Origin of the sequence: Kribbella sp., from assembly GCF_035687465.1 — a bacterium.
GTDB lineage: Bacteria > Actinomycetota > Actinomycetes > Propionibacteriales > Kribbellaceae > Kribbella.
Map to the genome: position 1 here is coordinate 1 of NZ_DASRXP010000726.1, position 11,303 is coordinate 11,303.

At 68.2% G+C, this 11,303-nt stretch carries 11 protein-coding genes; 5 read left to right on the forward strand and 6 right to left on the reverse strand.

Annotation, left to right across the window (positions count from 1 at the left end; translation table 11 throughout):
* Window positions 1–138: 138 nt before the first annotated feature.
* Complete coding sequence (locus VFG33_RS39385) at window positions 139–1,875, reverse strand: ABC transporter ATP-binding protein (protein WP_325058144.1); 1,737 nt, start codon at window positions 1,873–1,875, stop codon at window positions 139–141.
* Complete coding sequence (locus VFG33_RS39390; protein WP_325058145.1) at window positions 1,872–3,593, reverse strand: ABC transporter ATP-binding protein; 1,722 nt, start codon at window positions 3,591–3,593, stop codon at window positions 1,872–1,874. The genes VFG33_RS39385 and VFG33_RS39390 overlap by 4 nt, the downstream gene beginning before the upstream one ends.
* A gap of 212 nt (window positions 3,594–3,805) precedes the next feature.
* Between VFG33_RS39390 and VFG33_RS39395 the strand changes: the two genes are divergently transcribed.
* Entirely contained in the window at window positions 3,806–4,780 is a 975-nt protein-coding gene (locus VFG33_RS39395; protein WP_325058146.1) for a glycerophosphodiester phosphodiesterase family protein, read from the forward strand.
* Window positions 4,781–4,914: 134 nt separating this feature from the next.
* On the opposite strand, the gene VFG33_RS39400 is transcribed toward VFG33_RS39395, so the two are convergent.
* The gene (locus tag VFG33_RS39400; RefSeq protein ID WP_325058147.1) at window positions 4,915–5,235 is read right to left on the reverse strand and encodes a PspC domain-containing protein; all 321 of its coding nucleotides are present in this window, start codon (window positions 5,233–5,235) and stop codon (window positions 4,915–4,917) included.
* 143 nt (window positions 5,236–5,378) lie between these two features.
* Between VFG33_RS39400 and VFG33_RS39405 the strand changes: the two genes are divergently transcribed.
* Window positions 5,379–5,714 carry an MmcQ/YjbR family DNA-binding protein gene (locus VFG33_RS39405; RefSeq protein WP_325058148.1) on the forward strand — a complete coding sequence of 112 codons (336 nt, stop codon included), beginning with the start codon at window positions 5,379–5,381 and terminating at the stop codon, window positions 5,712–5,714.
* A gap of 230 nt (window positions 5,715–5,944) precedes the next feature.
* Window positions 5,945–7,570, forward strand: a complete 1,626-nt coding sequence (gene groL, locus VFG33_RS39410; protein WP_325058149.1) for a chaperonin GroEL — start codon at window positions 5,945–5,947, stop codon at window positions 7,568–7,570.
* A 161-nt stretch (window positions 7,571–7,731) separates the two neighbouring features.
* On the opposite strand, the gene VFG33_RS39415 is transcribed toward groL, so the two are convergent.
* Together VFG33_RS39415 and VFG33_RS39420 are read right to left on the reverse strand one after the other, a co-directional pair.
* Window positions 7,732–8,247, reverse strand: a complete 516-nt coding sequence (locus VFG33_RS39415) for a DinB family protein (protein ID WP_325058150.1) — start codon at window positions 8,245–8,247, stop codon at window positions 7,732–7,734.
* 49 nt (window positions 8,248–8,296) lie between these two features.
* Window positions 8,297–8,761, reverse strand: coding sequence for a guanyl-specific ribonuclease (locus VFG33_RS39420; protein ID WP_325058151.1), 465 nt, complete (start codon window positions 8,759–8,761; stop codon window positions 8,297–8,299).
* Window positions 8,762–8,978: 217 nt separating this feature from the next.
* Between VFG33_RS39420 and VFG33_RS39425 the strand changes: the two genes are divergently transcribed.
* Complete coding sequence (locus VFG33_RS39425; RefSeq protein WP_325058152.1) at window positions 8,979–9,911, forward strand: GNAT family N-acetyltransferase; 933 nt, start codon at window positions 8,979–8,981, stop codon at window positions 9,909–9,911.
* 122 nt (window positions 9,912–10,033) lie between these two features.
* On the forward strand, window positions 10,034–10,474 hold the full coding sequence (locus VFG33_RS39430; protein WP_325058153.1) for a hypothetical protein: 441 nt from the start codon (window positions 10,034–10,036) through the stop codon (window positions 10,472–10,474).
* A 68-nt stretch (window positions 10,475–10,542) separates the two neighbouring features.
* Here VFG33_RS39430 and VFG33_RS39435 read toward each other — a convergent pair whose 3' ends face one another.
* Window positions 10,543–11,253: an FHA domain-containing protein gene (locus VFG33_RS39435; RefSeq protein ID WP_325058154.1), complete on the reverse strand. Its 711-nt coding sequence runs from the start codon at window positions 11,251–11,253 to the stop codon at window positions 10,543–10,545.
* Between the last annotated feature and the right edge of the window lie 50 nt (window positions 11,254–11,303).

Genomic DNA, 11,303 nt, shown 5'->3' on the forward strand with positions numbered 1-11,303 from the left:
AAGGCTTTCACCCCACCGCCCCAAGTCGACTCCGCTGTCCTACTCATCCGCCGTCCTGCTCGCAACAGCAGGACCAAACGCTGAAGAAGCCCGCCTCCCGATCAGGGGAGGCGGGCTTCTTGTTGCCTGGAGCAACTATCAGCCGTGCCAGGACTGCCAGAGCTTGGCGTACGAACCCTGCCGCGCGACCAGCTCGTCGTGGCTGCCGAGCTCGGTGATCCGGCCGTCCTCGACCACGGCGACCCGGTCGGCGTCGTGCGCGGTGTAGAGCCGGTGGGCGATCGCGATCACCGTCCGGCCTTCCAGCACCGCGGCGAGCGAGCTCTCCAGATGCCGGGCGGCCCGCGGGTCGATCAGCGAGGTCGCCTCGTCCAGCACCAACGTGTGCGGATCCGCCAGTACCAGCCGGGCCAGTGCGAGTTGCTGCGCCTGGGCGGGCGTCAGCGCGACCTGACCTGACCCGACCCGCGTGTTCAGGCCGTCCGGCAACGCCTCCGCCCACTCCTTGGCGTCCACCGCATCCAGAGCGGCCAGCAACTCGTCATCGGAGGCGTTCTCGCGCGCCATCGCGAGGTTGTCCCGCAAGGTGCCGACGAAGACGTGGTGCTCCTGGGTGACCAGCGCGACCTGTTGGCGAAGATCGTCCAGCGGCAGCTCGGTCATCTCGACGCCACCGACACTGACCGAACCCGTCCGCGGTGGATGGATCCCCGCGACCAGCCGGCCGAGCGTGGACTTGCCCGCGCCGGACGGCCCCACCATCGCGACCCGCTCGCCGGGCTGGACGATCAGATCCACTCCGTGCAGGACGTCCCGGCCCTCGACGTACGAGAAGCGCACGTCGCGAGCCTCGACCACCTCACCCGCAGGCGACTTGCCCGACGGGGTCCGGTCGTCCGGCACATCGTTGATGCCCAGCAGTCTGGCGAGGGAAGCGCCGCCGGACTGCAGCTCGTCGATCCAGGAGAGCAGCCGGTCCACCGGGTCGATCAGCTGGTTCGCGTAGAGCACGCCGGCCGTCACCGCGCCCAGGGAGATGTGACCGTTGATGTGCAGCCAGCCGCCGAAGAGCAAGGTGCCCACGATCGGTACGAGATACCCGACCTCGACCACCGGGAACCACACCGTCCGCAGGTGCAACGTGTACCGCTCGGCGTCGTACGAGCCGCGGATGTCCCGGTCCGTACGGCGCACGCGGTCGTCGTACCGCCGCAGGGCCTCCACCGTCCGGGCGCCTTCGACGGTCTCGGCGAGCGAACTCGTCAGCTGCGCGTACGCCGCGTTCTCCCGCAGGTACCCGTCCTTCGCGCGGCGCAGGTACCACCGAGTGCTGACCCACAGCACCGGCACCATCGCGAAAAGCGGCAGCAGCACCCACGCGCCGACGAGCAGCATCGCCCCGACCGTGAACAGCACGGTCACGAACGCCACGATCGTCTCCGGCACCGCGAACCGCACGGTCCGGGACAGCGAGTCCACATCCCGCGAGGTCCGCGACAGCAGGTCACCCGTGCCGGCCCGCTCGACCGTGCCGATCGGCAGCGCGAGCGCGTTGTCGACGAAGTCCTCCCGCAACTCGGCCAGCACCTGCTCGCCGAGCGCGAACGACTTGAACCGGGCCCACCGGGTGAGCAGCGACTGCGTGACGATGAACACCGCGATCATCAGGATGACCTGGTTGATCTTGCTCGCGGTCGTCCCGTTCTGGACGTCCTCGACCAGCCCACCGATCAACCGCGGCGCGGCCAGACCAGTGATCGCCGCCACCGCGTGCAGGCCGAGTGCGGTCAGCAGGGCACGTGGATGCCGCCGGGCCAGCCGGCGGGCATGACGACGGACCTCGGCGGAGTCCGCGACGGGCAGGATCTGCCTCATGCGTGCACCTCTTCCTCTTCGGTCTGTCTGGTCACGGTCCTGCGGTATTGCGCGTCGGTCTCCAGCAGCCGCCGGTGCTTGCCGACAGCAACAACACGGTCTTCGGCGACGAAGATCACCTCGTCGACCCGGTCGAGCAGCAGCGGGCTGGACGTCAGCACCACGGTGCTCCGGCCGGCCCGGTGGTCCCGCAGCCGCTCGGCGATCCGTGCCTCGGTGTGGGCGTCCACCGCCGAGGTCGGCTCGACCAGCACCAGCACCGACGGATCGGCCAGCAATGCGCGGACCAGGATCAGCCGCTGCCGCTGCCCGCCGGAGAAGGACCGTCCCTTCTCCTCTACATCGGAGTCCAGCCCGTCGGTCAGCGCGACCAGGACGTCCTCGGCCGACGCCGTCCGCAGCGCCGTCATCAGCTCGTCGTCGGTCCGCCGGCCGTCGGGGTCGAGCTCGCCCCGCAGGGTGCCGGTGAACATCTGCGAGGCTGTGTCGCTGACCAGGATCCGCTCGCGCACATCCGCACGCGTCGCACCGGCCAGGGTGACCCCGCCGTACCGGACCTCGCTGCTGTCGTCGTACCGGCCGAGGCGATCGGCCAGTACCGCGGCGCGGTCGGGCTCGGCGGACACGATGGCGGTCAGCAGGCCGTCGCGGGCGCGGATGCCGGAGACCGGGTCGACCAGGTCGCCGCGGCTCGGCAGCCGGACCGGCTCGGCCGGATCCACGATCTCGGGTGTCAGCGACAGCACACGGTTTACCCGGCGGGCTGCCACCAGGCCGCGCATCAGCTTGTCGGCCATCTCGGTCGCGGTCCGCAGCGGCAGCACCAGGAAGGTGGCGTAGCCGTAGAAGGCGACCAGGGTGCCCGCGCTCAGCTCACCGCGGAGGGCGAAGTGAGCGCCGAGACCGACCACGATCACGATGAAGATGCCGGGCAGCAGCACCTGGGTCGCGTCCAGCACCGACTGGATCCGCGCCACCTGGACCCCGGCCCCGCGGACCTGCTGCGACTCGCGCCGGTACCGCCGGGAGAAGGAGTCCTCGCCGCCGATCCCGCGCAGCACCCGCAGACCGGCCACGATGTCGGAGCCGAGCGAGTTCAGCTCGCCGACCGCATCGCGGTGTGCCAGTTGCCGCTTGTGCAGCGGCCGCAGCATCGGGCCCAGACAGAACAGCATCACCGGGACGCCGATCAGCACCACCAGGCCGAGCAGCGTCGACGATGAGAGCAGGATCACCGCGACCACGACGAACGCCACGATCGCGCCGGCGAACCGGGCCAGGATCTCCATCAGGTTGCCGATGTAGGCCAGGTCGCTCGCGCCGACGCTGACCACCTCACCGGTGGCCAGGTTCTTCGGCAGGGTCGCGCCCAGGTCGGCGGCCTTCCGGGTCACCAGCTGGACCGTGCGGTAGGCGGAGCTCAGCCAGTTCACCACCGCGAACCGGTGCCGCATGATGCCGGCCAGCGCCTGCAGCACACCGATCCCGAAGAGCACGATGGTCCACAGCAGCAGCCGCTCGAAATCACCCGCGGCGACGCCCTGGTCGATCGCCTTCCCCAGCACCGCCGGCACGAAGGCCTGCGATCCCATCCAGAGGATGCCGAACGTCATCCCGCCCGCGAGCGTGGCCTTCTGACCGCGGGCCACCCACAGCAGATAGCGGGCAGCCGAGCGGTGATCCGGAGTGCCGGGATCGGCGAGGGGAAGTTGTCTCATAACCCCCTCAGGCTAGGGTCCGCCACCGACAAATTGCATGTGGTTTAAACGCCGCCGGTAGCGCACCGGAAGGCCGGGCGCAACCTTCAGCAGGCCGGCTGGTCGTCTTTAGTTCACCTGGCAGCGACCCTCCACTCAGAAAGGGGCCGAGCTTCATCTTGCGTTGGGCAACGGGTTGCTAGGCCGCCACTTGCGACGCCTGTGCTGGAACCATGCTGGTGATCGCGCATCGGGGAGCGAGTGGCTACCGCCCGGAACACACGCCGGCGGCGTACCGCCTGGCTGCGGCCCTGGGGGCCGACTACCTGGAGCCTGACCTCGTAGCGACGCTGGACGGCGTCCTGGTGGCCCGGCACGAGAACGAGATCTCCGGTACGACGGACGTCGCGGACCACCCGGTCTTCGCGGACCGGAAGATCACCAAGATCGTCGACGGGACCGCCGTCACCGGCTGGTTCGTCGAGGACTTCACCTACGCGGAACTCAGCACGCTGCGGGCCCGGGAGCGGATGCCCGCCCTGCGTGCCGCGAACACGGCGTACGACGGGCTCGAGGCGATCCCGACCTTCGACGACGTGGTGGCGCTGGCCCGGCAGGAGTCGATCCGGCTCGGCCGAGCGATCGGGGTGATCCCGGAGATCAAGCACCCGGCATACTTCCGCCGGCTCGGACTGCCGTTGGAAGAGTTGCTGACCGAGCGGCTGCTCGCGCTCGGGCTGGGTAGCAACGAGGTGATGATCCAGTCGTTCGAGCCGACCAGTCTCCGCCGGCTCTCGGTGATGACGAACGTGCCCCTGGTGCAACTGATCGACCACGAGAACGCCCCGAACGACTTCCGCCGTACCGGCGACGGCCGGACCTTCGCTGACCTGATCGGACCAGCCGGGCTGCGGGAGATCTCGACGTACGCGCAAGTAGTTGCCCCGCACAAGGACCTGGTGATCCCGCGGACCTACAGTGGCGCCCTGGGAGAGCCGACCCGGCTGGTGGAGCATGCACACCGTGCGGGCCTGGCTGTACAGGTATGGACCTTCCGCGCCGAGCGCCGCTTCCTCCCGACCGGCCTAGACCTCGCCGGCGAACTAGCCCGCTTCAGCGCCACCGGCATCGACGGCGTCTTCGCCGACCACCCCGACGTCGCCGTAGCCGCACAAGCCCTCAAAACTCCCCGCAGAGTAAAGGTCTAACTCGTACTGCGTGGGCCTGGCGCACCGGACACTCGCGAAGCAGTGCGGCCACGGCAGCAGGGGCAGGTCAGCTGGTTGCCACTGGTTGAGGTGGCGGGGGAGCTGCTGGGGTTACTGCTGCCGTGGGACTGCGGTCACGCGGCCGGGGGCTTGTCGTCGTAGATGCGGGCGGCGATGTCCGACTCGGGGGTCGGCTGCTGCTGGGGCTGCTGGACGTTCTGCCAGACCGCCTTGCCGTCGGCCTCGGGGATCACGATCCACGCGACCACGTAGCCGAGCAGCGCGGTGCCGCCGGTGAGCAGGGTCAGGGCGACGATGCCCAGGCGGACGAGCGTCGCGTCGATGTTCAGGTACTCCGCGATACCTCCGGAGACACCGGAGAGCATCCGCTGGTTGCGGGAGCGACGGAGGACCTTGCCGGACAGATTCTGGAACGGTGCGTTGGAGTTCGTCATGTCCCCAACTGTGCTGCCTGGACCTCCTTCGGCACATCGGGATCGGTACCGACCCGACCCTGGTCGCACCCCTGGCTCCGGCTTGTCCGGGTCCCTGACGACTTTCGTCAGGTTTTGTCGGTGCAGGGTTCTACCTTCGGGGGATGGATGCTGCGGAGGTGACCAAGGTGCTGCTCGGGTTGCCCGGGGCCGAGGAGCACGAGGGCTGGGCCGGACAGCCCTGTTTCAAGGTGAGGAAGAAGGGCTTCGTCTATCTGTCCACGGACGAGAGCTCGGTGATGCTGAAGGCGCTGCGCGAGGAGCAGGAGGCGCTGGTCGCCGAGGACCCGGAGGTCTACACGCCGTCCTGGGCCTCCGGTCGCTTCGCCTGGCTCCAGGTCGACCTGGCCGCCGCGGACGACGAGGAGCTCCGCGAGCTGCTGATCGAGGCCTGGCGCCTGACCGCCCCCAAGTTCCTGATCGCCCAGTGGGACGGCTAGAGCCCGTCGGCCGGCTGGACCTGGCTTGCACTCGCTTGGGTCGAGTGCTAATACTTGGTTAGCACTCACGGGGCGAGAGTGATAACTACTCGCGCTCACGGAGTGTGACACAGACGGCCTCGATGAGGCATCGGAACGCGGCGGGACGTGACCGCCACGGTACCGGCGCCGTCCGTCGCGGGCATCCGGCCGGCTACCCAGAAGACTCGACGCGGGAGGACTCGCGGAGAATGCCCAAGCTGATTTCTTTCAATGAAGAGGCGCGCCGTGGCCTCGAGCGGGGTATGAACACCCTCGCCGATGCCGTGAAGGTGACGCTCGGCCCCAAGGGCCGCAACGTCGTCCTGGAGAAGAAGTGGGGCGCCCCCACGATCACCAACGACGGTGTCTCCATCGCCAAGGAGATCGAGCTCGAGGACCCGTACGAGAAGATCGGGGCCGAGCTCGTCAAGGAAGTTGCCAAGAAGACGGATGACGTCGCAGGCGACGGCACCACCACGGCAACCGTGCTGGCCCAGGCGCTGGTGCGCGAGGGTCTGCGCAACGTCGCCGCGGGCGCCAACCCGATGGGCCTGAAGAAGGGCATCGAGAAGGCTGTCGAGGCTGTCAGCGAGCAGCTGCTGGCCCAGGCGAAGGATGTCGAGACCCGGGAGCAGATCGCTTCCACCGCCTCGATCTCCGCCGCTGACACCCAGGTCGGCCAGATCATCGCCGAGGCGATGGACAAGGTCGGCAAGGAAGGTGTCATCACCGTCGAGGAGAGCAACACCTTCGGTCTCGAGCTCGAGCTCACCGAGGGCATGCGCTTCGACAAGGGCTACATCTCGCCGTACTTCGTCACCGACACCGAGCGGATGGAAGCGGTTCTCGACGACCCGTACATCCTCGTGGTGAACAGCAAGATCTCCAGCATCAAGGACCTGGTCCCGGTGCTGGAGAAGGTGATGCAGACCGGCAAGCCGCTGGCCATCATCGCCGAGGACATCGAGGGCGAGGCCCTGGCGACCCTGGTCGTGAACAAGATCAAGGGCACCTTCAAGACCGTCGCCGTCAAGGCGCCGGGCTTCGGTGACCGCCGCAAGGCCATGCTCGTCGACATCGCCGTCCTGACCGGTGGTGAGGTCATCTCCGAGGAGGTCGGCCTCAAGCTCGACACCGTGGACCTGGAGCTGCTCGGCCAGGCCCGCAAGATCGTCGTCACCAAGGACGAGACGACCATCGTCGAGGGGTCGGGCGACGCCGACCAGATCTCCGGCCGGGTGAACCAGATCCGCGCCGAGATCGAGAAGTCGGACAGCGACTACGACCGCGAGAAGCTGCAGGAGCGCCTGGCCAAGCTGGCCGGCGGTGTTGCGGTGATCAAGGTCGGCGCTGCCACCGAGGTGGAGCTGAAGGAGCGCAAGCACCGCATCGAGGACGCCGTTCGCAACGCGAAGGCGGCCGTCGAAGAGGGCATCGTCGCCGGTGGCGGCGTGGCGCTGCTGCAGGCGAGCGTGATCGCGTTCGAGAAGCTCGAGCTCGAGGGTGACGAGGCCACCGGTGCCGCGATCGTGCGGTCCGCGGTCGAGGCTCCGCTCAAGCAGATCGCCGTGAACGCCGGCCTCGAGGGTGGCGTCGTGGTGGAGAAGGTCCGCAACCTCGAGCCGGGCTGGGGCCTCAACGCCGCGACCGGTGAGTACGTGGACCTGATCAAGACCGGGATCATCGACCCGGCCAAGGTCACCCGTTCGGCGCTGCAGAACGCCGCGTCGATCGCGGCGCTGTTCCTCACCACCGAGGCAGTCATCGCCGACAAGCCGGAGAAGGCCTCGGCCGCTCCGGGTGGCGCCCCTGACATGGGCGGCATGGACTTCTGATCTCCTGAAGTCAAAGCACCACAAAGGCGGTCCCGGGCACTCCCCGGGACCGCCTTCTTGTTGTCTCCTTGCGTCCGAAGAACCTGAGGTCCTGACCTCAGGTTCTTCGGACGCAACGGTTTTTCAGGGGAGGAGTGGCCCTTGACTGCTTCTGCTCGGTTTTAGTCAGTAACTGTCGCGGCGCGGAGCAAACGGAGCTGGCCGATCTCGGCTGCGTTCTTCATCAGCTCGGCGTTCACCCAGGCGAAGAGGTCCGCCTTGGTCCGCCCGGTCTCCGGTGGCCAGGGGAACGCGACCGGGATGTCGAGCTTGTCCTCGTCGGCGTCGTCGAGCACGTGCCACCACTGGTCTCGCAGGACCCGCATCCACTCGAGGGTGCCGGCGAGGTCGCCGGGCCACCGGACAGCGGTGCGTTCCGGTGGCACGGCACCTCGGGCGTGTGCGATCGCGACGGTCCACCACCAGCCGATGTGCCAGCTGAGCCAGCCGATCGTCGGCACCGGGATCGGATCGAGGTGCTCGTCCGACCAGTCGGCCTGCCAGCCACCGGCGGCGGGGTGGACCGTCCAGCACAGTTCAGCCGGTTCCCAGAGCAGGTCCCCGGGCGTCAATCGCTCTAGGTGGTACTCGAACAAGCTCCAGGTCAGCTCGTACTGCGCCAGCAGTACATCCTTCACGCCCGACAATTCCTCGCCCTTCCGACGGCAGTGCTACCGCCGGATCATCTCAGGCCTGCGTGTTCACCAGGCAGAAGGACGCATAGTGGTCGGCGGTGTAATACAGGGAGGCCGGGTTGGTGAGCGCGCCGCCACCGATCAGCCGCCGGGCGCCACGGTCGGACGAACCCGGGGTCTTCACGGTGTACTCGTGGTAGTAGCCGCTCGACTTCGGCGGCAGCAGGCCTTCCCGGTTCTGGAACACCGAGCCGTCCTGGCTGTAGGGGAACGGGCCGCCCGAGCGGATCAGGTTCCACGTCGTCCTCGCCTGGGACGGCAACGAGCTCAGCGTGCAGGACGGAAGTGCGGCAGTCAGAGCGGGTGCGGCCGACCCGGAACCACCCTGTACGGCGTACTGGGTGGGCGCGGTCTGTCCGGCGTACGAGGATGTGGTCGCGGTGAGGGTGAGGAGGAGGGCGGCTAGCAAGGTCGCGAGGGCGGTGAGAGCCCTAGGGGCGTTCGATGGGGTTCGCATGCTGCAGAGGCTTCCCGGCGAAATCGAACCTGGCACATCCCAGCTGTGAATAATCGGTGGACTATGACCCAGGCCGGGACCTACTGTCTGCCGGGCGAGCAGGACCCCGCAGCGAAAGGAGCGACCGATGAACACCATGATTATTCGTATGTCGGCGCGTCCGGTCCGCTCGCCTCACTCGCACTGAGCGGATCCCGCGCCTCCTTCTGGAGGATTCGTGAACATCCGCACCATCGTCGAGGCCGACCTCGACACCATCCACACCCTGATCGCCGACCAGTCGGTCAACACCGTCACCCGCGAGCGCTTCGAGGACCTCCTCGCGTCCGGGGGATACCGGCACGACTGGACCTGGGTCGCCGAGCAGGACGGCGAGATCATCGCCCTCGCCATCTGGTGGGGGATGCAGCAGTACGACCACCCGTTCAGCATCGACGGCCTGTACTACGCGGGCGCCGGTGATCCCGTGCCGGTGTGGACCGAGCTCATCCGGCACACGCTGGCGACCATGCCTGCGGGAGCCGACGAGCCGGAGTACCACTTCTTCCTGCCGAACGGCTGGCGTGATCAGCCGGAGGTTGTGGCCGGTCTGGAGCCCCGGCTCGCGGCAGCAGCGGCGGCCGGGTTGTCGGGGATCATCGAGCGGCTGCGGTACGAGTGGCTGCCGGAGTACGGGCTGCCGGCGCGGTCGACGCGGCTGCGGTTCGAGCCGGCCGACGACGACGCGTTCCTGGACGTGTTCCGCCGGGTGATCGAGGGCAGCCTCGACGCCGGGACAGCGCGGGCTGTCGCCAAGATCGGTGCCGAGGGATCCGCCAAGGAAGATCTCGAGGTCTATCAGGCGATGCCCGGCGAACGCTCCTGGTGGAGACTCGCGTACGACGAAGCCGGTGAGCTGGTGGGGTTCGCGGTGCCGTCGGCGAACAACGGTGGTCCCGTGGTCGGGTACCTCGGCGTACTGGCCGAGCATCGCGGCAACGGGTACAGCGACGACCTGCTCGCCGAGATCACACACATCCTGGTGGAGACCGGCGCGGAGCAGATTCGGGCCGACACCGACCTGACCAACAAGCCGATGGCGGCGAGCTTCGAGCGCCAGGGTTACCGCAATCACGCGGTCCGGCTGGTCGCCGGCTACCCACTCGGATGAGCTGACGTCTGCCCCTTGGGAAAAGTCCTTCCCGAGGGGCAGACGGCGGGCTTCCGGACCCCTATGCTCCCTGACATGTCAGACTCCTCCGGCGGTCGCCGGAGTGGACCAGGGGCGGGGCGATGCGCGACATCGCACTGATCCTGCACGTCGCGGCCGGAGTGGTCGCGGTGCTCTTCGGGCCGCTCGCGATCGTCTACACGCTGCGGCTACGCCGGCTCAACTGGGCCAGCGAGACCTACCACTGGGCGGTCGCGATCGTCTGCCTGGGAGCGCTCGTGATGGTGCCGTACGACTGGGGCCGACTGTGGGTGTTCTGGCCGATCGGGGTCGCGTCCTACTTGTTCGTGTACTTCGGCCAGCGCGCCGGCGAAGCTCCCGGAGGCCTCTGGTATCGAGGCGTACTCCGCGGCTACGGCGGCGGCTGGATCGCCATGTGGACAGGGATCGCGGTAGTCAGCGTCCCCGACCACCCCTGGACCTGGGCAGTCCCGATCGTCCTCGGCTCAACGATCATCGAATGGCTCTGCTTCCGCCCCTCAGTCGCCTGGACCCGCTCCTGACGACCTGGCGGAGCTCTAAGTCCAGGTTACTAACTCAACCTGGACTTAGAAGGAGATAAGTCCAGGTTTCAGGCTTGGCCGGCTTGTTCTTCGGGGGTTGCCTTGCGGACGACGAGGCGGGTCCAGGCGCCTACGTAGATGCGATCGTCCTCGTTGAGTTCGCGGCGTTGGCCCGGGGTGATCGGGTCTTCGGGGAGCGGGTCGGAGGTCTGGCCGACGAAGGTGCCGTTGGAGGACTGGAGGTCTTCCACCCACCAGCGCTGGCCGTCCGTGGTCAGCTGGGCCTGACGGCGGCTGACCCCGGTGTCGTCGCCGCAGTCGATCTCCGGGCTGATGCCGCGGCTCTTCGAGGGCCGGCCGACCAGCACGCTCTTCGCGATCAGCGGTACGACGACCGGCAGGCCGGGGGAGGGACACGGGTCGTCGCTCTGCTGGACCGCGTACCAGTCCGGGTCGACCCAGCGTTCCACGACCCAGTCGGCTACTGCCTGCGGAGCCGGGGGCACCGGTGGCGCAGTGCCGAGGTCTAGTGGGGAGGCAGGGCGCGGCATCGTGCCGGTGGTGAAGTCGTAGCCGCAGTTCTCACAGAACAGCGCGTCCGGCGCGGCCGGCTCGGAACAGTTCGGGCAAGCCTGGGTAGTAGGCGCCGGAGCAGCTACAGCGGGAGCAGGAACCGATGCGGCCGCAGGTGTCGCGGCTGCGCCGATCGGCAGGCCGCAGACGTCGCAGTAGTCGGTAGAGGTGGACGGGTGCCCGCTCGGGCACGTGACTGTGCTCATTTCTTCACCCGGGTGGTCTTGGTGGACGCGGTATCGAGCGCCATCTCGTC

Coding starts and splice junctions, on each gene's coding strand:
- VFG33_RS39435 (WP_325058154.1), bottom strand. CDS start 11,253: ATGAGCACAGTCACGTGCCCGAGCGGGCACCCGTCCACCTCTACCGAC.
- VFG33_RS39390 (WP_325058145.1), bottom strand. CDS start 3,593: ATGAGACAACTTCCCCTCGCCGATCCCGGCACTCCGGATCACCGCTCG.
- VFG33_RS39405 (WP_325058148.1), top strand. CDS start 5,379: ATGGATGCTGCGGAGGTGACCAAGGTGCTGCTCGGGTTGCCCGGGGCC.
- groL (WP_325058149.1), top strand. CDS start 5,945: ATGCCCAAGCTGATTTCTTTCAATGAAGAGGCGCGCCGTGGCCTCGAG.
- VFG33_RS39395 (WP_325058146.1), top strand. CDS start 3,806: ATGCTGGTGATCGCGCATCGGGGAGCGAGTGGCTACCGCCCGGAACAC.
- VFG33_RS39385 (WP_325058144.1), bottom strand. CDS start 1,875: ATGAGGCAGATCCTGCCCGTCGCGGACTCCGCCGAGGTCCGTCGTCAT.
- VFG33_RS39400 (WP_325058147.1), bottom strand. CDS start 5,235: ATGACGAACTCCAACGCACCGTTCCAGAATCTGTCCGGCAAGGTCCTC.
- VFG33_RS39420 (WP_325058151.1), bottom strand. CDS start 8,761: ATGCGAACCCCATCGAACGCCCCTAGGGCTCTCACCGCCCTCGCGACC.
- VFG33_RS39430 (WP_325058153.1), top strand. CDS start 10,034: ATGCGCGACATCGCACTGATCCTGCACGTCGCGGCCGGAGTGGTCGCG.